We start from the raw sequence: 18,787 nt of genomic DNA, 5'->3' as shown, positions 1-18,787 counted from the left end.
TACTGAAGAATGAGCGAAGCAAACCTCCCAGACATGCAGCAGATCCTCCAGCAGGCGCAGGAAATGCAGTCCCAGCTGCAGAACGCACAGGCTGAGATCATGGCTACCGAGCTCGTCGGTGAAGCCGGCAACGGCCTGGTCAAGATCACCCTGTCCGGCGGTGGCGAGGTCAAGGCCGTATCCATCGACCCGCAGGTGGTAGACCCTGAGGACGTCGAGACGCTGCAGGACCTCATCGTTGGTGCTTTTGCCGACGGCCACCAGAAGATCGGCAAGCTGGCTGAAGAAAAGATCGGCCCACTTTCCCAGGGCCTCGGCGGGGGCAGCCTCGGCGAACTCTTCGGCTAAACTTTACAACCGTGTTGCGGGGCGCTTCCGGCGCCCCGTTTTCGTTGCGAAAGGAAGAAACCGTGTTTGAAGGCCCACTTCAAGACCTCATCGACGAACTTTCCCGCCTCCCCGGTGTAGGCCCGAAAAGCGCGCAACGCATCGCCTTCCACCTGCTGACCGTCGAACCCGAGGACATCGACCGCCTCCAAAAGGCACTCGGCGAAGTCCGCGACGGCGTGACCTTCTGCCGCATCTGCAACAACATTTCCCAAGACGCCGTGTGCCGCATCTGCGCCGACTCCAGCCGCGACCGAGCCACCGTCTGCGTGGTCGAAGAGCCGAAGGACATCCAGGTCATCGAGCGCACCGGCGAATACTCCGGCCGCTACCACGTGCTCGGCGGCTCGCTGGACCCGCTGGCCAACGTGGGCCCGAAGGACCTCAACATCACGACCCTCCTGCAGCGCATTGGTGGTGTTGTGCAGGACCGGGAGTTGGCTGATTCCACCCCGGAGGCCCCGCTTTACGACGACGCCCCCACCATCACCGAAGTCATCCTCGCAACGAACCCCAACACCGAAGGCGAGGCCACGGCGGCGTACCTGGTGCGACTGCTGCGCGACTTCCCGGACCTGAAGATCTCCAAACTAGCGTCCGGCATGCCGTTGGGCGGGGACTTGGAGTTCGTCGACGAACTGACCCTATCCCGCGCCCTGTCCGGGCGGTTGACGCTGTAAAAACTGGAATGTCCGCCGAGCTGAAATGTGATTAAAGAAACTATGACAAGATTGCTCGTGAATGGAGCTGCGTCTAGGAGCTATGCGTCGGCTGTGATTGATATTTTTTCAAGCAAAGCCCGAAAAATATTCTTTGGCAGTTAGCTGTTGTAGGGCTCCTAGGTAACCACAACCATTCCCCTGTGGTTGCTTGTTTCATTGCGTACTACCAGCAAGGTTTTTTTAAGTACGAACGCGGACCACATCAGCTTGAGATTGATATTTTGAATGTCAGCTCGCACGTGATGGGTTGCTCACCCAGTCAGGAACGATGCAGACCTTTACATGAATGGAATGTTGCTGTAAGCTGCCTACGTGTTCGGCTTTTCCTGTGGAAATAATAATTTTCCAGGTATTTCCCTAGGCTCGATGGAGATAGGTTACGTCGAGACATAGGGAAATAGAGTCTAGGACATTCCTTCACACCTAGTAGAAAGAGCATGAATTCCATGCGTACGACTTATATTCGCTCCGCCAGCGCAGCAGCCGTTCTGGGCCTTGCGCTAGTAGCGGGGGGGGTCTGTAGCTAGCGCTCAGAGCCAGCAGCCCTCTGTAGTTTCCCCGACAATTGATCCTGATGCTAAGGTTACTCTCACCATTGACAAGCGTCTCAACCCGACCGCGATCGGTGGACCTGGTTCTGGTGTTGCAGATCCAGCCGTAACAGGCAATCCTCTTCAGGGCGCTACATTCACTGGTACGCTGCTGAACGTTGACAACGTTGATCCAGCTAAGCTTGGTACTCTCACCGCAGCAAACTATAAAGAGCTCGGGGCTACACTCACACAGACCACTGTCACAGGCACGACCGGTGCGGACGGCAAGTTGGTATTTGAGGAAGGCTCTTCCTCCATCGACCAGGGCATCTGGCTGTTCACCGAAACAATTGAAGGTGAAGTCACCGACACGGTCACTCAGAAGACTTATGCTGCAGCCGACGTCGCTCCTTCAACTCCGTTCATCGTCTCTCTTCCGTACACGAATTCTGAAGGTAACGGTTGGAATTACAACGTAACGGTTCAGCCGAAAAACACTACATCCGGAATTACTAAGGAAGTAGTTGACGCTGACCAAAACGTTAGTGACGACATTAAGTACCTGGTTAAGGGTACCGTGCCAGTAATTCCACAGGGTGAAACTCTCAAGGCGTTCCGTATCACCGACACCCTTGATGTGGAAAACCTGGAAAATATTCGTGCAGAAGTAGCGCTGTCGGATGGCACCGCAATCGCGGATGGTGCAGACTATGATCTAACCATCAACCAAGCTACTGGTGAAGTTGAGGTTAAGTTCACTCAGGATGGCCTGAAGAAGCTCTCCGGACTCGCACCTGCGACCACCGTCGATTTGACAATCACCGCAAAGGTTAAGCCTGTAGCGGGAACCGACGGTATTGCCGTAAACGAAGCACGTCAGCATATTCATTACCCAGGCCAGGACCAAGAGACGACAACCACGTCTGAAAAAGTCAAGACCTACTGGGGTCTGGTAAACATCGTCAAGACCGAAGAAGGCAAGGAAACTCCTCTTCAAGGCGCTGAATTCGAGCTTTACCGCTGCACGGGTGCAGAGACTGAAGTTTCTCAGCTAACCGACAAGATCACCGTTGGCAGCACTGATAAGTGGACCACCGGCGAGGACGGCAAGGTCGTCATCGACGGTCTGCACGTGACCGATGTGGAAAACAACAGCAGCACGATCGATAAGACCTACTGCTTGGTCGAGACCAAGGCACCGAAGGGCTTTGTGGCTACGAAAGACATTATCTCTTTCAAGCTAGTCTCGAGCGATGAGAAGCTCAACACTAGCGAACCAGTTCAATACACCGCAAAGGTTGAGAACAAGCGCTCCGAAATGCCGCAACTACCTCTTACCGGTGGTATGGGTGTTGGCATTCTTGCAGCATTGGCTGCTCTTGTAGCAGGCCTAGCTGCTTGGGTCGCACGTCGTAACAACGCTAAGGCTTAAACACCTTAGTCACCACTCTTGTTCCGCCCTAATAGGGCGGACGGGAGGGACTTTTTAACGGCTAATTGGTGCACCAAGATAGGTTGAAATGGTTTTATCAACGTCGCAGAGGCAAAAGCGGGATGGCGATCAAGCGTCCCTTGCGAAGAAACTTATTCCCACGTGTTTACTCGCGCTTATTGCTATAGTGCTCCTGGTGTATCCAGTAGTCGTGACACAATTAAATAACTGGGAACAAATGAGGGTGGCCGCGCAATACACTAGAAGTATAGATGGAGCTAATACTTCTGAACTCGAAGAACGCTATACTTCTGCGCAGGTCTATAATTCGAATCATTCGGACGGGCCAATTCTTGATCCATGGCTTAACCGAATATCGGAAGACAATACTGATTATCAAAATTATCTGGCAGAATTAGATACCCATGATGTGATGGCGCGTTTGGTAATTCCTGGTATCAAAGTAGATTTACCGGTTTACCACGGGACGAGTGAAAAAACGCTTCAGAAAGGCGTGGGACACCTTTACGGCTCGGATCTACCAGTTGGTGGTCAAGGGACTCATGCTGTACTCACTGCGCACACAGGACTTACAAATGCCACATTGTTCGACAACCTTGATGATGTGGTCAAAGGTGATGCTATCTATTTGGGGGTCTCCGGTGAGAAGCTCAAGTATGTTGTCGACGATATTCGGGTAGTCCTCCCGCATGAAACAAACACATTGCGCCCCGAAGCCGGAAAAGACCAAATCACGCTTATTACGTGCACACCTTACGGCATCAATAGCCACAGCCTTTTAGTAACAGCTCAACGCGTGCCGATGGATTCCACTGAAGAGGAAGTATTTCAAACAAGTGGACTGCAGTGGGCATGGTGGATGTGGGCAATGCTGGCGGGAGCGTTGCTCATAGGAATTCTGCTATTCCTATGGGTGCGCAAGACCACGAAAAGACATAACGATAAACTCCGTTCGCTGGCGGATCTGAAAGATGGTGCTTAAGAATGTATCTTCAACGGTATGCGCTTGCTACCACCCTAACCACGGCTATGACAGTGAGCTGTTGTGTGGGTCTGGGCCTACAGGAGGCACAAGCTGATGTCGGTGTAATTTCTGGTTATGCAAATACTGGAACTGTTGTAAATCCACGGTCGATTGGTGAGCGGAACACCACTCTGATAATCACCTTGCCCCGAAATAATATTTTTGATGATATTCCAACAGGCGAGTTACCCCCAGGTGCGTTGGAAGGATACACATTTACGGTCCGGCAGATTGATCGAATTGACGTCCGAACTGAAGATGGATACTCGCGCGCTCGTAGCCTTACGGTCCCGGAGGCCGAGAAACTTGGCTTTGCTAAGACATATCGCAGTGCCGTAAGCGATTCCGAAGGACAGGCTCGCTTTGAAGGAATGAAGCCTGGCTTATATCTCATTGAAACTGAACCACCTGCCATTCCCGGTGTGAAGCACAAGAGCATTAAACCGTTGCTAGTGCTGCTCCCGATGACCAGCAAATCTGGAGCTTGGCTTGATGAGGTGACTATCGAGGTGAAATCCGATAACGGTATAACAACGCCAACCCCTCCAAAAGAAATACCAAATCCTAATCCCACGCCAACACCTACGCCACCCCCGCTAACAACTTCTCAAACGCCACCCCCAACAACAGAAACCACGCCTGACAAACCCGGTACAGGTCGGCTTCCTGAGACCGGAGCATCAGTTCTCGGAATTATCGTGATTGGTCTCATCATGGTTATGTTCGGTGGTTTGGCTATACGACGTGCTAGGGGAAGTAAATAATGAAGAGAAGGACTATAACGTTGAGTTTGCTGAAATCGACTGCGGTGAAGGCTCTTGCAGCAACTTTTTCGCTGCTACTCGTTTTTTCACTTTTACCAGCTGCTGGAAATGGAAGCCAAAAAGTAGGGAGGTCCGCTACTGCTGTAGCACAGACCTCTACTGAGCCTGTTGAGATTACTAATTCATACCTCAATAGGAATGTAGGGAAGCTTGTTGTGGAAATGCAACCAAGTACTTCCATGAATATGAGTAAACTTACGTTAACCAGTAATGTTAACTTCGCGGCTAGGTCGAATGAAAAGCTCCGAAAGTTAACAATTGATGGCGTCGATTATCCAATATCCTACATGTCTGTTAGCGGTAAGACATTAACTGTGTCGATCCCAGGCGGTGTGGAAGTACAGCCATACAGCTCTATCGTCATCGAATGGGGGCAAGGCCAACAGCCATCTAACCTGAAAGCAACGATGCAGGGCCAGCCGATCTCGTCCGGACCAGTAACTCCTCCAACACAAGGTAACCCGCTTCATTCTGGCAGTTACCGCGAAATTCCACTTTCGAGGACTTGGGATTCCTGCTCTTCAAATCGTGGCGTAGTTGTTGCGAAAACTTGGTGGGATAACACATCTTCCGCATTGGCTAACGGGGGCGTGGATGTCGTACAGGTCGATGTCAACGATGTTGACGTCCCTTCTAAGTTAGATGTTTCTGATTCTCGACTCAAGCTTCGCTTTGGTAGCCAAGGAGACGGATGGCAAGAGCTGCAAAATGGAGTAGATTACACTGTTTTTGCCAGCGGGAATTCAGTATTTTTCGCTTTAAAAACGACAAAAATGCGCCCGCCAGCGAACGTTGTGTCGTATGATGTCGAAGCGCATCTGCCGATTCAAGGCGGAGCAAGTGGCTGTAAAGTTTCCTTGTGGAACGAATATGAGGCACCTGCCGAGGGGAATCCCACTAGTCCGTCAAATTTCGTAAAAATCCCCAATGATAGAGTCGATGACAAGTGTACTTATGCTGGTGGAGTTCTGTATTCGCGAACATATTGGGATCAGTACCAATCTACGAAACAGCGCGGACAAACAGATGTCGTTGAAGTAGTAGTCAATAATGTAAGTAACCTCGCACAAAAGGTAGCTCTAAACGATCCTCGCTTGCGCCTTCGCTATGGTGGCGACGAATCTGGTTGGACCGAATTGCGCGCAGATTCTGACTTCACAGTTACTGTTTCCGGGAATAGTCTGTTTTTTGATCTTCGCGAACCGATGAAGCGCGTATATTTCGCAGGTAGCTACGATTCAAAGGAGGGCTGGAAGCCACGTTATTTCGACGTTGAAGCATACATACCAATAGCTGAATCAACCAGTAACTGCGCCGTGAATCTTTGGCATGAAGGACCGCATTGGCTGGACCGGAATGCGCCAAAGCTGGAAATCAACGCCCCAGAGACTCCTCGTGAACAATTGGACTGGCTACCAAACCCTTCGAAAAACCCTGCCATTCCTCCTCGCTGTGGTGGAAAAATTGCGTTGGTCTTTGACCTTTCAGGCTCGGTACGCCGTGCCGGCGGCTTAGAACCAAGCCGAGATGCTGGCCTTGCTGTTATTGACGCCCTGCAGGGCACAGGTAGCTCCATGGCTATTTATAACTTCTCAACGACAGCAAACACCTATCCGGCCGTTTCAACCACGCCGAAAAACCTTAACGTCCCATCGGACGTGCAAGATTTGCGTCGCGCAGTTGGTGCAATTGAGAATTCTAGTAGAGGCGGCACCAACTATGAAGATGGTTTGAAACAGGTGCCATCAGGTGAATACGATGTAGTGTATTTCATTACTGACGGCATTCCGACCACCAGTAACCGTGATTACCCAGATCCTGGATTCGATGCTGGCGAATTGATTAATCAAAGTGACTTGTCTAGGGCTGTAACAGAAGCCAACCGTCTGAAAGACAGTGGCACGCGTATTGAAACGGTTATGGTTGGCGTTGAATCGTTCAATGAGCATATCTTGAAAGACGACTACTTCGACATTGTCGAATTACGTAAGAAAGATCCGTCTACTTGGCCAACCAATTCGTACGGTTACCCCAGTTATACTCCAAATGAACAGGAATGGGTACGTGACTTGCTTGCTGATGGCCAGCCTGTGGCCATCTGGGACAAACCAGAAGGCACCGAGTATATCGTCAATAACCAGCCCGAACTCTGGCGGGCAGGTGTTCGGAACACCCATAGAATGGCAGCAGACATATCCAGCCCCGATGCTGTAACTACTGTTGATAGTTACCAAAATCTGGTAAAGGAACTGAGTGACCTCATCCTAGATAACTGTTTTGGTTCGATTAACATCACGAAGAATGTCTATGACGAAAACGGTATCAAATCCCCAGGACAAGGCTGGACCTTTGATACATCCGTCGATTCAGGAAAGCAGGTTCTCATCGGTGATGGCGTGCTTACTGAGCAGACTCGTGATGTGACCAGTGCAGATGGAAGCTATGGTCGCACCCTCAATCAGTCTGATGGCCAAGGTCAAGCCGTAACGGTTGTTGAACACCAACAAGACGGGTATAACCTTCGACCGCAAAATGGCGAGAACGCTGTGTGCACTACCCGCCAGTATGTGACCACTAATGGAAAAGCGGAGTGGAAAGACAAACCCACCACAATTCGGAATATCAACGATGCTTCTCGCCCCGGATTTGGCGTTAATGTTCCTTTCCGGGGGATCGTGAACTGTGTCATCGAGAACGAAAAGGTCGCCGTGGAGATTGATTTGTCACTCGAAAAAGTAAGTTTTGATGATCAGCCCGAACAACTTTCTGGAGCAGAATTCACGCTCTTTGAAGTAAATGGTGACCAAAGGACTGAAGTCGCAGTTATTACAGATGGTAAATCGCGAGTTGAAAATCTCGGCGTCGGCAAGCGTTATGAGCTTGTTGAGACTTTGGCGCCAGCAGGTTATCAGTTGCTTGCACGCCCCATCGTTTTCGATGTGGTCAAGAATGAGTCCGGCAATCCTGAGATTAGGCTTGAAGGAGGTGCTGGCGAGTACCCCGAAATATCTATCAAGGTAGATAAGAATGAAGTAACGCACTCGATTATGCAGGTGGCTGACATCCGTAAGGGTGACCTCCCCAAGACTGGCGGTTACGGAATCGGCTGGCTGATTATCGGAAGTGTCTTGGCGGCTGGTGCAGCGTTCATGACTTCGCGCAAAACGGCTCGTAAGTTCTAACGAGTAGTAACCAACACAGTTCCACCAAAAGGAGGGCGGGGCTGTCGCTCCAAGCGACAGCCCCGCCCTCCTTTGTATGCCGTCTACGCCTTCAGACGCTCCGCCCGCAGGGCCGCGACCTCCGGCAGATCCAGGGGCTCCAACTCGGAAGGCTCCACGCCCATACCGCGGGCCAGCAGCAGGTCCGCCAACTGGGGGTTACGTGCCAGGACCGGGCCGTGCATGTAGGTGGCGATAATCTGGTTTTGGATGGCGCCTTCGGTCTGGTCGTCGGCGTTGTTGCCCATGCCGCGGCGTACGTTGCCCAAGGGGCGGGCACCAGGGCCCAGGACCGTGGCGCCGAGATGGTTCTCGAACCCGGTCAGGGGTTCGGTAAGACCGTCCACGTGTGCGGGGTCCGTGATGAGTTCTCCGATGGCGCGGTTGTCCTGGGGGGAGGTGGTGGCGTCGATAAGCCCTAAACCCTCGACCACCTTGCCGCCGGCGTGGAAGCTGTGGCCCAGGATTTGGAAGCCGGCGCAGATCGCCAGGATTGGCTTTGAGGTGGCGAGGGCGCGCAGGGTTCCGTCCTGGCGGAGGTGCTGCACGGCCAGGACTTGGGCTGCATCTTCGCCGCCGCCGATGGTGTAGACGTGGCAGTCGTCGGGTACGGGTTCGCCCAGGGTGATGCGCACGATTTCGGCGTCGTGGCCGCGCATACGGGCCCGGGAGCGCAGCACGAGTGCGTTGCCGTCGTCGCCGTAGGTGCCCAGGACGTCGGGGAGGACAAGACCGATGCGGATCACTGTTCAAGCTCCTTCTTCAGGTCGCGGAACGCGGTGTAATTGGCCAGTACGTCGACGCGGCCGGGCGGGCAGGCGCGGATCGCCTCGATGGGGGTGGTGAAGTGCTCGTGTGCAATGCCGCCGTAGGTTAGGCGCACGGCGAGGTCCGTGCCGCGTTCGCCGGCGGATTTCACGTTCACGCCTTCGAAGTCTTCGAAGCGGACGTCCCACAACCAGGACAGGTCTTCACCATCAGCGACTTGCCCGTTCACGGCGATGACGACGCCGGGTGCGCTCCGGTCTAGCATCGAGAGGGCTTCCTGCCAGCCTGCCGGGTTTTTGGCCAGCAACAAACGCAGCTGGCGGCCTTCGAAGTCGATGGTGGAGTAGCGGCCGGCCACGTTGTCCACGGCCTCGACTGCGGGCACCGCCTGGGTAACCGGTACGCCGGCAACGGTCGCGGCGGCGAGTGCTTGGGCGGCGTTGCCACGGTTCGCGTTCCCGGGAAGTGATAGGTTCAACTCCACATCGCCGGTGGGGGTGTGCAACGCCATGGCGTCGACAGCCCAGGCGGGTTCGGGGCGCTGGAAACCAGCCTCCCCGTGTTCCTCGGTGGAGAGCGGGGAGTACCAGTGCGCGCCATCGCGGATGATGGGCCCGCCGGTGCGTGGGCAGGTCACGGCGTCGCCGGTCCAGCCTGCACCCGCGGATACCCACACGGTCTTGGGGTGATCCCACGCCACGGAGGCGATCAGTGGGTCGTCACAGTTAGCCACCACGGTCATGTCCGGGTGGTTTTCTACTGCCCCGCGCAGGGAACGCTCAATCGCATTGATTTCGCCGACGCGGTCCAACTGGTCCCGCGAGAGGTTCAGTAGCACCAGCACCTCCGGGTGCAGCGCGTCCGCGACGTGCGCCACGTGCAGCTCATCGACCTCGAGGACAACGCGGTCCGCAGCTTGATCAGCCAGCAGGGCGGAGATGATGCCGGCGTCCATGTTGTCGCCGCCGTCGTTCGTAGCCACCGTGAACTGGGTGCGCAGTGCGGCGACCAGCATGCGCGTGGTCGTCGACTTGCCGTTTGTGCCCGTGACCAGCATGGTTGGGCGGCCGGCGAGACCTTCCATCAGGTGTGGGTCGATAGCCTGGGCCACCAAGCCGCCGATCATGCCGCCGGCGCCGCGACCCGTGGCACGGGACGCTGCGGTGGCAGCGCGCGCGGCCGTCACGGCCAACTTCGTGCGTGCTGTCTGCAGAAAACTCATGGCGCCGATATTACTCTGTAGGCTCCATGCGCCGGATCGCTGCCATAAACGCCGTGTCGCCCATCAGCGGGATCTCCTTGCGATGCGCATGCATCGCCTTTCCGCGCAGCTCACCGGCGGCGGTGGAGTTGGTCACCACCACGGACGTCTCCCGCGACAGCTTCTCCACATAGTTCAGGCCCGCCTTCGTGCCCGCCGCGATGAGCTCGTTCGGATCAATCTCTACCTCCGGCGCGACCACAAACTCCATGCCCGGCTTCAACTCCGTGCCCGGCACATACGGCCCCGGGTTCTCACCCTGACGCGGGGCGCCATGCGCATCGACGCGGATCTCGGAGCGCTGCAGGCCAAACCGGTCACCCTTGAGCGTCTGCGGGTCCCGCTTCACGACGGTCCCGTGCCCCCGGAAATACTTGTACAGCTCAAAGACCAGCAACGTCGCCTCACGCGCGGTCTCGGCGGCGGGGCGGGCAGCACGCTCCACCGACGCCACCGGCGAAGCCGCCGGGACACCCACCGCGTGGGCCACCGCGCCCGGGCGCGTGTCCGTGAGCACCACGCCACTACGACGCGCAGATGCCAACGTATCCACCACCGCAACTGGCTGCGGCACATGGCCAACCTTCTGCGTCTTATGATTACCACCCGACCGCTTGCGGGACCGGTTCGCTCGCGCCGCCGCGTTCATCGCACGGCGCGCCTCCGAGACCACAAAGCCCCAGCCCCGCGGGGCGTAATGGAAGATGGCGGTGCGGCCGTCGATAAGCGAATCAAGCGTGCGCAACACCTGCGAAAACTTCCGCCCCTCCGCGATCTCCTCCGGCTGCAGGCCGTGATAATGCGTCGGGCCCGGATTCGTCTTGCCGCCCGGGTTGAGGACGGCGAAAAACTCGTCGCGTGGCTGGCCGTCAGCGTCGAACGTCACCGCATCCACGGCTACCAGCCTGCTTGTCGACGGATGAATCCCCGTAGGAACCACCGTCACCACAACAAACGGGACCTCCTCATCCGGGGTCACCTGCACCGGCTGATGCGACCGAGCCCGCCCACGGCCAGACCCACGCCTGCGCCGACGACGCCGCCGCGGCTTATGCTCCTGTTCGCTCATGACCTGAATCCTTTCACAGCACGGAAGATGCCTACCAGTGCACTAACGATACCTACCGCCAGCACGGCCCACGTCACCACGGCCGAAAGCCCGGTAGCGAAAGTAGGAAGTGCTACTCCTACGGCGATGAGGACAATCCCAATAACAATAAGGGCAATACCGCCGTTGTTCTTCTTGGTCTCCGGTGCGGGTTCCGGTTCTGAGAGCTGGGCCTCCGGTTCTGGCTCGGGTGTGGGCTGTGGCTCCGGTTCCGGTTCGGGTTGTGGCGCTTTCACCGGGGTCCCGTCCGGACGCATCGCCAACAGGGACGGCGAAGTGATAGGGCGCAGTATCACATCCGGGTCGTACTCAATCGGGGTGGCAGCGGTCTCCGCATCGAAGGTAATCGCCCAGCCATCTTCGCCCACGCTCACCGCCGGGAATTCGCCCGTCGACAGTTCATATGGGTGCAGGCGAGGAAGCGGATCCACAACCGGCTCCAGGTCTTCCTCCGTGCACTCGTCCGTCGCGCGCAACAGGAGAACCGGACCGCCCTCGACGTCCAGGAGGCGGGCCACCGGCACCACCCCCAAGGCCTCAAAGTGCTGGATAATCCCCGCCGTTGCGTCCGAATCCTCCGCGCTGAGCGGACCCACAACCTTGCCTTGCACCAGGGCGACGACGGTGCCGTCGATAATGCTCACCTGGGCTAACCACTGCGCGGGGGCCTCACCTTGGGGCAATGCTGTGCCATCGCCGCGTGTCACATCCAGCGGGCGCGGCGGGCCCTCGGGGAGTAATGCCCACGGCTCCTCCGGGGGCATATTCTGCGGCATTACCGCGCCCGGGGCCGGGAACGATACCGTGGCCTCAACCTGACCCGACTCCTCATTGAGGCGGACCGCCAGTGCCGCCTGCGGCGCCTGATGCAGCGAACGCAGATAATCCAACTGCGGGTACTGCTCACGCATCTCCTGCGGCAACCGGCCCAAATGCACACGCTTGTGGCTAACAATAAAACCACCGTGGGCAGGATCCGGCAGCAAATCCACCCGCAGGCGCGACTCGCCGAGGAGTGAAAAAAGAAAAGCCTGGCTCACGCCAGACAAAGGCACCTCCGCGCCGCCACCCAACGCTGACGACGCCAGAGGATACGGTTGAAAACTCATGCTAGCCATCATAGAACGGCCAGCACGGCCATGGGCCAACCTTTAGATACCGCGAGCCACCGCAGTCTCTGGGGTGAGGGCGCGGTTACGGACGCGAATCTTGCGATGGGCAGGTTGCTCCTTAGTGACGTTTCAAAGATAGGACCGTAATCCAGAGCCCTCCAATAACTACGATTGCTAGCCCCAGTCCAGCGCCGACAGTCCGAAACGTGTGTGTGGCTACTTCGGAATATGTGCCTTGTTTGAAAATAGGTGCAACTGCGAAACAGTAAAACAGCACGCCTAATAGTGTGGCGAGTGTTCCTTTAGCTACGGCTGCGCGGTTTTTGAATTTACTGTTTTTCATTTTTTGCAGATGCCTTTCGGTTCATAAGGGCATCGCTAGGGTGCCGATGCACGATTTTTCAGAGGTCTATTCCTTGTGTAGCACGCTAGAAAGTAGTTTTGCGAGCCTTTTATTCAAAATCGCTTAAGTGCTCAGCAGTAAGAAAGGGGTTCCGGTGGTGAAAGTTGGTGGCAGTTTCTGATGCTGGGAAGAGTCTCGAGAAACGGGTGAGACATGTACAAGATGTACACTCAATGGCATGAAGACTGCAGCTGTTACTTCTTCCCAATTCCGCCAAGAGCAAAGCCGTTTCCTGGAAGAGGCCCAACGTACCCCAATCTCAATTATGAGCCGCGGTAAAAGGACCCGGGCAGTTGTCGTTTCACCGGAGTTCTTCGCCAAAGCGGTCGAAGCGCTCGAAGACAAGATTGATATACGTGCCGCTGAGCTAGCGCGAAACGAAGTTGGCGAAATAACCCACGATGACCTGAAGAGGGAGCTCGGGTTGGATTAGCCTGCACAGCACTTCGTACTGATGACAGATCAGCTCTACCAGATTGCCTACAAGCCCTCTGCAGCTAAGAGTTTGCGCAAGCTGGATAAGCCAACGCAACAGCGGCTTGTTTCAGCAGTTGAATCTCTTGCGCACGATCCACGACCAGCGGGTGTTAAGAAGCTTAAAGGCGCCGCAGACCTCTATCGAATCCGCGTAGGGGATTACCGAGTGGTGTACGAAATATGGGATGGGAAGCTACGGGTCCTCGTGCTGCGGCTTGTTCACCGTAGGGAGGTGTATCAAAAATAGGATCCTCGCAGTCGCCAAACTGCGAGGATCCTATTTAAGAATCAAGAAGGCCTTTAGATACCGCGAGCCACCGCAGTCTCTGGGGTGAGGGCGCGGTTAACTGCGGAATTAATGGCGTTGACCGAAGCCCAGGTCGTGGATCCTGCGATGCCGATGCCCCATGCCGCGGATTCGTTAATGTCGGCGTAGATGTAGCAGGCGGCCTCGGCGTCGTCACCGCGGGAACGGGACTGCTGCTGGTAATCCTGCTGCTCAAAGTCGATGCCCAGCGATTCCAGTGCGTTAGTGTATGCCGCGATAGGGCCGTTGCCCGTGCCTTCGATGTCGGTTGCGGAACCGTTGAAGCGCACGCGGGCGCGGGCGGTGTACTGGCCGTCGGCACGGTCTGGGGTATCAAAGTCCACGGAAACGAGCTCCAGTGGGGTGGCACGGTCCAGGTACTCGCTGGCGAAGATGTCCCACATGGACTTCGAAGTGACCTCGCCGCCCTCTGCCTCGGTGACGGATTGAACAACCTGCGAGAACTCGACTTGCAGTGCGCGCGGCAGGTTGATGCCGTGGTCCGTCTTCATGACGTATGCCACACCACCCTTGCCGGACTGGGAGTTCACGCGGATAACAGCCTCGTAGTCGGAGCCCACATCCTTCGGGTCGATTGGCAGGTACGGGACCTCCCAAATCGTGTCGCGCAGTTCTTCCCAGGAGACCTCGGTGTTGTTCGCGCCCGGCTTGACCTCGTTGGCCATCGCGTCGAGGCCCTTGTTGATCGCGTCCTGGTGCGAGCCGGAGAACGCGGTGAAGACCAGGTCGCCGCCGTATGGGTGGCGCTCAGGTACGCGCAGCTGGTTGCAGTATTCGACGGTGGCGCGGATCGTCGGCAGGTCAGAAAAATCGATCTGCGGGTCAACGCCCTGGGTGAGCATGTTCAGGCCCAGCGTGATCAGGTCGACGTTGCCGGTGCGTTCACCGTTGCCGAACAGGCAGCCTTCGATGCGGTCAGCGCCGGCCATGTACCCCAGTTCGGCCGTCGCCACACCGGTGCCGCGGTCATTGTGGGGGTGCAGGGAGATCAGGATGGATTCGCGGTTCTTCAGGTTGCGGTCCATCCACTCGATGGAGTCTGCGTACACGTTCGGGGTGATCATCTCTACTGTCGACGGCAAGTTGATGATCATGGGGTTCTCCGGAGTGGCCTCCATGATCTCGACGACCGCGTCACACACCTCGGCGGCGTACTCGACCTCGGTGCCGGTGTAGGACTCAGGGGAGTATTCCCACCGCCAGTTCGTGTCCGGGTAATCCTTCGCGATGTCCTTGATCAGGTGGGCGGCGTCGGTAGCCAGCTTCTTAATCTCTTCCTTATTCTTCCGGAACACCACGCGGCGCTGCAGGATAGAGGTGGAGTTGTAGAAGTGGACGATCACATTCTTCGCGCCTTCGCACGCCTCGAACGTGCGACGGATCAGGTGCTCGCGTGCCTGTACCAGGACCTGGATGGTGACGTCGTCGGGGATCATGTCCTGTTCGATGATCTCACGCACGAAGTCGAAGTCCGTCTGCGACGCCGACGGGAAGCCGACCTCAATCTCCTTATAACCCATCTTGACCAGCAGGTTGAACATGCGACGCTTACGCTCTGGACTCATCGGGTCAATCAGGGCCTGGTTGCCGTCGCGCAGGTCAACCGCACACCAGATAGGTGCCTGCGTAATTTTCTTGTCCGGCCAGGTGCGGTCCTGCAGGGAGAAGTCCTGCACCTCTTCCGCGTAGGAGCGGTAACGCTGGAAAGGCATGGAGGAGCCCTTCTGCTTATTATGCGGCGACTGGCCTGGGTTGCGTGGACCGTTAGGGGTCTGGATTTCGCGAGGGGCAGTGAAATTCTGAGGGGACATTGTAGTTTCCTAACTTGGTTGTCCTACCCCCGATTTCGCCCCTTCTAGGCGGTCGGGTGCAGGTAATTTTCGCTTCCACGACCGGCATGCACAAAGACCGCGACGGGGCGCCGGCCGTGTCTGACCTGGTTAGTTCCCGCCGCGGCTCAGTAGGAGGAGGTTCGACCGCGTGAACATGACTAACAGTGTAGCGTATTCACACTTCCGGCGTTTCAAAAGGGAGGAAGAATATCCCACACTTTGGGAATTGCTAACCGACGGAACGCCGCGACAACGCAAACGTACTCAAGACCATCGTCACCACAGCTAATGCCATGACCAGCCACCCGCCCCAACTGGACACCTGGAAACTCTCGCCCAACACCACATAACCCAAACCGAAGGCCACAAGCGGCTCGGTCACGGTCATCGCCGGCAACGACTTGCGCAACGCCCCCGCATTAAACGAATACTGCTGGACAATCGTCCCCAACGCAGCACCAGCCACTAGGCCATATCCCTCCCAGGTGGTAAGCAGGGCGAAGGGGCCGTCGTTAAGCGCAATATCTACGACAGCTTTAGAAAGCAATGCCACGTAACCAAAAATTCCACCCGTCACAATCCCCAGAAGAAGAGCGCGCTCACCGCGCATGAGATGGCGGGCCAGCCGGATAAGTCCCAGCATAACGATGGCCCCAACCCCAAGAGCGATCAACCACAGACGCAGCGGCGGGAACGGATCACCCGCGGTCGGCCGGCCGACCAAAACCAAGATCGCGACCGCCGCCGTCAACGCCGCCGACCAAAACACCTCCACCTGAGAGACCTTCGTGCCGTTATACCGCGCCGACAAGGGAATCGTGAACATCAGCGAAAGCACCAAAATCGGCTGCACAACCAGCAACGTTCCGAACCCCAACGCCACAATCTGCAAGCCATACCCCAAAAGCGCAGTACCCGTGCCAGCCCACCACAACGGCCGCGACACCGCGCGCCACAGCGGAGAGCCTTCGAGCGAACCATCGTTGGGCGATTCCTCGGCGATGCGATGCCGGACGACGGTACCCCAAGCAATCGTGAGTGCTGAAAGCAGCGCGAACACGATAGCGAGGAGATTATTATGCACGCGTCCACCATACAGGGGCTGGTCAGGTTTGATGTGGTGGGCTTGGCGTCTGCGTTCCAGGTCTTATCTGCTTCCGCGCATATTTACGAGCTGCGGTTAACATGCCTGGTCGCGCTTGGCTGGCAGGGAGCGTGCGACCTGGGATATTAAGTATGGCTCGTAAGGCTAGCGTTTTCGTAGGGCGGCGTTGGCCTGGAGGTGGTGCCTGAAGCTGCCGTAATCCCACCGGATGGGATGATCCGTGGCGCGCTCGCGCGCCTCGTCCTGGTTCGCGTGTTTTCTGGAGGAGGCGTGGGCAGGAATGGACCGGCGCGGGGTGCCGGGCTGACTAATCCCGTTCGGCTCGGCGGTGTTGCGCTTGCAGAAGAGCAGGTGAGTTCTTGACTCGCATCCTTGACTGACATCCTTGACTCACATCTTGTATACGCCAGGTCGCGGTTGCGACCCCAGTTTTCGCGACCTGGCGTATACAAGATGCGCACTAAATATTCACACGAAAGATAACTCCAGCCACAGGGTTAACAGAAAATGCGGTCTGCACGCATGCGTGGTTTGCATATTTACGAGCTGGCCTTAATATCGCAGGTCGCACGTGTCCCGGTGATCGTCCGCGACCTGGCAAGTTAACCGCAGCTCATAAATATGCACGCCACCACGCCCCGCTCACCCCCCGCCCCCGCGCCCCGCAATCCCGCGCCGTGGGACGCTTCTGTCAAATTTTTCACAATCGTCACCCATAAGTTTTCGTCACAGAACTGTGCAGGTAGTGTTTTGGGGTACAGACTGAGATATTCATGAGTGAGCACCCTTGTGAAAACGTCGCAAAACAACATAAAGCCAGACAAAATAAGCGTAAAACAACGAGATAAAACGCATATCAACATCTGGTCGTCGAGAAGCGGCATTTCTGAGGCGCGTTTGTGGGTATCTCGAGGCTTAAAATGTGTACAGAACGAAAGGTGGCTGGCCGCGATGGCTCTGGTCGTGCAGAAGTATGGAGGCTCTTCGCTAGAGAGCGCCGAACGTATTCGCAATGTTGCTGAACGTATTGTCGCCACCAAGAAGCAGGGCAACGATGTCGTCGTGGTCTGCTCTGCGATGGGGGATACTACCGACGAGCTGCTCGACCTAGCAGCGCAAGTCAGTCCTGTTCCGCCGGCTCGTGAGATGGACATGCTGCTGACCGCCGGCGAGCGTATCTCCAACGCGCTGGTGGCGATGGCAATTGATTCCCTGGGTGCGGATGCTCAGTCTTTCACCGGTTCGCAGGCCGGCGTGATCACTACGGAACGTCACGGTAATGCCCGCATCGTGGAGGTTACTCCGGGCCGCGTCCAGGAGGCGCTGGACCAGGGCAAGATTTGTATCGTCGCTGGTTTTCAGGGCGTGAACCGTGAGTCGAAGGACATCACCACTCTTGGCCGTGGCGGTTCGGATACTACGGCGGTGGCGTTGGCGGCGGCGCTGAACGCTGACGTGTGTGAGATTTACTCGGACGTCGACGGTGTGTACACCGCGGACCCGCGCATCGTGCCGAATGCTAAGAAGCTGGACAAGATTTCCTTTGAGGAAATGTTGGAGCTCGCGGCTGTGGGTTCGAAGATTCTGATGTTGCGCAGTGTGGAGTATGCGCGTGCGTGGAATGTGCCGCTGCGTGTGCGGTCTTCGTATAGTAATGACATTGGCACTCTTGTTGCCGGATCGATGGAGGATATTCCTGTGGAAGAAGCAGTACTGACTGGCGTTGCTACCGATAAGACCGAAGCCAAGATCACGGTCCTGGGTATCCCGGATACTCCGGGTGAGGCGGCAAAGGTGTTCCGCGCCGTCGCCGACGCTGAAATCAACATTGATATGGTGCTCCAGAACGTGTCCTCCCTGAAGGACAACACCACGGACATCACCTTCACCTGCCCGCGCGAGGACGGCCCGCGCGCCATGGAGTTGCTGCGTCGTCTGCAGACTGAAGGCTCCTGGGAGAATGTGCTTTACGACGACCAGGTGGGCAAGGTTTCGCTCATCGGTGCAGGGATGAAGTCGCACCCGGGCGTGACCGCAGACTTTACTGAAGCACTGCGTGACGTCGACGTGAACATGGAGCTGATCTCCACCTCTGAAATCCGTATCTCCGTGCTCATCCGCGAGGGTGACTTGGATAAGGCGGCACAGGCGCTGCATGAGCGTTTCCAGCTCGGCGGCGATGAAGAAGCTATCGTCTACGCCGGAACCGGCCGCTAAAACCTAAGAAAG

Annotated in this window: 15 protein-coding genes; 9 read left to right on the top strand and 6 right to left on the bottom strand. The window is 56.6% G+C overall.

Features of this window, described 5'->3' with window-relative positions; all coding sequences use genetic code 11:
- Positions 1–9 precede the first annotated feature (9 nt).
- The 6 genes from ATK06_RS02715 (at position 10) to ATK06_RS11035 (ending at position 8,125) form a co-directional block, all read left to right on the top strand.
- Positions 10–348: a YbaB/EbfC family nucleoid-associated protein gene (locus tag ATK06_RS02715; RefSeq protein ID WP_048379752.1), complete on the top strand. Its 339-nt coding sequence runs from the start codon at positions 10–12 to the stop codon at positions 346–348.
- A 62-nt stretch (positions 349–410) separates the two neighbouring features.
- Positions 411–1,067 (top strand): recombination mediator RecR, encoded by a 657-nt coding sequence (gene recR, locus ATK06_RS02710; protein ID WP_048379750.1) that lies wholly within the window; start codon positions 411–413, stop codon positions 1,065–1,067.
- 606 nt (positions 1,068–1,673) lie between these two features.
- Positions 1,674–3,074: a SpaH/EbpB family LPXTG-anchored major pilin gene (locus tag ATK06_RS02705; protein WP_231913597.1), complete on the top strand. Its 1,401-nt coding sequence runs from the start codon at positions 1,674–1,676 to the stop codon at positions 3,072–3,074.
- Positions 3,075–3,285: 211 nt separating this feature from the next.
- Positions 3,286–4,077, top strand: a complete 792-nt coding sequence (locus tag ATK06_RS02700) for a class C sortase (RefSeq protein WP_408608302.1) — start codon at positions 3,286–3,288, stop codon at positions 4,075–4,077.
- 2 nt (positions 4,078–4,079) lie between these two features.
- Entirely contained in the window at positions 4,080–4,883 is an 804-nt protein-coding gene (locus ATK06_RS11040; RefSeq protein WP_111704127.1) for an LPXTG cell wall anchor domain-containing protein, read from the top strand.
- Positions 4,884–4,903: 20 nt separating this feature from the next.
- Positions 4,904–8,125, top strand: coding sequence for a SpaA isopeptide-forming pilin-related protein (locus ATK06_RS11035; protein ID WP_143341381.1), 3,222 nt, complete (start codon positions 4,904–4,906; stop codon positions 8,123–8,125).
- An 83-nt stretch (positions 8,126–8,208) separates the two neighbouring features.
- Here the strand turns inward: ATK06_RS11035 and ATK06_RS02690 are convergent, their stop codons facing one another.
- From ATK06_RS02690 to ATK06_RS02675, 4 genes are read right to left on the bottom strand one after another with little or no spacing between them, the layout of a single operon-like run.
- A complete protein-coding gene (locus tag ATK06_RS02690) occupies positions 8,209–8,910 on the bottom strand; it encodes a type 1 glutamine amidotransferase (RefSeq protein WP_098388797.1) in 702 nt (233 codons plus the stop codon).
- Positions 8,907–10,154 carry a MurT ligase domain-containing protein gene (locus tag ATK06_RS02685; protein ID WP_048379747.1) on the bottom strand — a complete coding sequence of 416 codons (1,248 nt, stop codon included), beginning with the start codon at positions 10,152–10,154 and terminating at the stop codon, positions 8,907–8,909. The genes ATK06_RS02690 and ATK06_RS02685 overlap by 4 nt, the downstream gene beginning before the upstream one ends.
- A 10-nt stretch (positions 10,155–10,164) precedes the next feature.
- Complete coding sequence (locus ATK06_RS02680) at positions 10,165–11,262, bottom strand: DNA polymerase III subunit epsilon (RefSeq protein ID WP_231913574.1); 1,098 nt, start codon at positions 11,260–11,262, stop codon at positions 10,165–10,167.
- Positions 11,259–12,410, bottom strand: a complete 1,152-nt coding sequence (locus tag ATK06_RS02675) for a DUF4231 domain-containing protein (RefSeq protein ID WP_143341380.1) — start codon at positions 12,408–12,410, stop codon at positions 11,259–11,261. Before ATK06_RS02675 ends, ATK06_RS02680 begins: the two co-directional genes overlap by 4 nt.
- 584 nt (positions 12,411–12,994) lie before the next feature.
- Between ATK06_RS02675 and ATK06_RS02670 the strand changes: the two genes are divergently transcribed.
- Positions 12,995–13,249, top strand: coding sequence for a hypothetical protein (locus ATK06_RS02670; RefSeq protein WP_048379741.1), 255 nt, complete (start codon positions 12,995–12,997; stop codon positions 13,247–13,249).
- A 21-nt stretch (positions 13,250–13,270) separates the two neighbouring features.
- Positions 13,271–13,540: a type II toxin-antitoxin system RelE family toxin gene (locus tag ATK06_RS02665; RefSeq protein WP_048379739.1), complete on the top strand. Its 270-nt coding sequence runs from the start codon at positions 13,271–13,273 to the stop codon at positions 13,538–13,540.
- A gap of 53 nt (positions 13,541–13,593) precedes the next feature.
- Here the strand turns inward: ATK06_RS02665 and leuA are convergent, their stop codons facing one another.
- Both leuA and ATK06_RS02655 read right to left on the bottom strand, forming a co-directional pair.
- Positions 13,594–15,432: a 2-isopropylmalate synthase gene (gene leuA, locus ATK06_RS02660; protein WP_048379737.1), complete on the bottom strand. Its 1,839-nt coding sequence runs from the start codon at positions 15,430–15,432 to the stop codon at positions 13,594–13,596.
- A gap of 250 nt (positions 15,433–15,682) precedes the next feature.
- Complete coding sequence (locus ATK06_RS02655) at positions 15,683–16,537, bottom strand: DMT family transporter (protein ID WP_048379736.1); 855 nt, start codon at positions 16,535–16,537, stop codon at positions 15,683–15,685.
- A gap of 972 nt (positions 16,538–17,509) precedes the next feature.
- On the opposite strand from ATK06_RS02655, the gene ATK06_RS02650 reads away from it, so the two are divergent.
- Positions 17,510–18,775 (top strand): aspartate kinase, encoded by a 1,266-nt coding sequence (locus tag ATK06_RS02650; protein ID WP_098388795.1) that lies wholly within the window; start codon positions 17,510–17,512, stop codon positions 18,773–18,775.
- Positions 18,776–18,787: the final 12 nt, after the last annotated feature.

Origin of the sequence: Corynebacterium renale, assembly GCF_002563965.1 — a bacterium.
GTDB lineage: Bacteria > Actinomycetota > Actinomycetes > Mycobacteriales > Mycobacteriaceae > Corynebacterium > Corynebacterium renale.
This window is presented reverse-complemented; position numbering and strand designations above follow the sequence as displayed.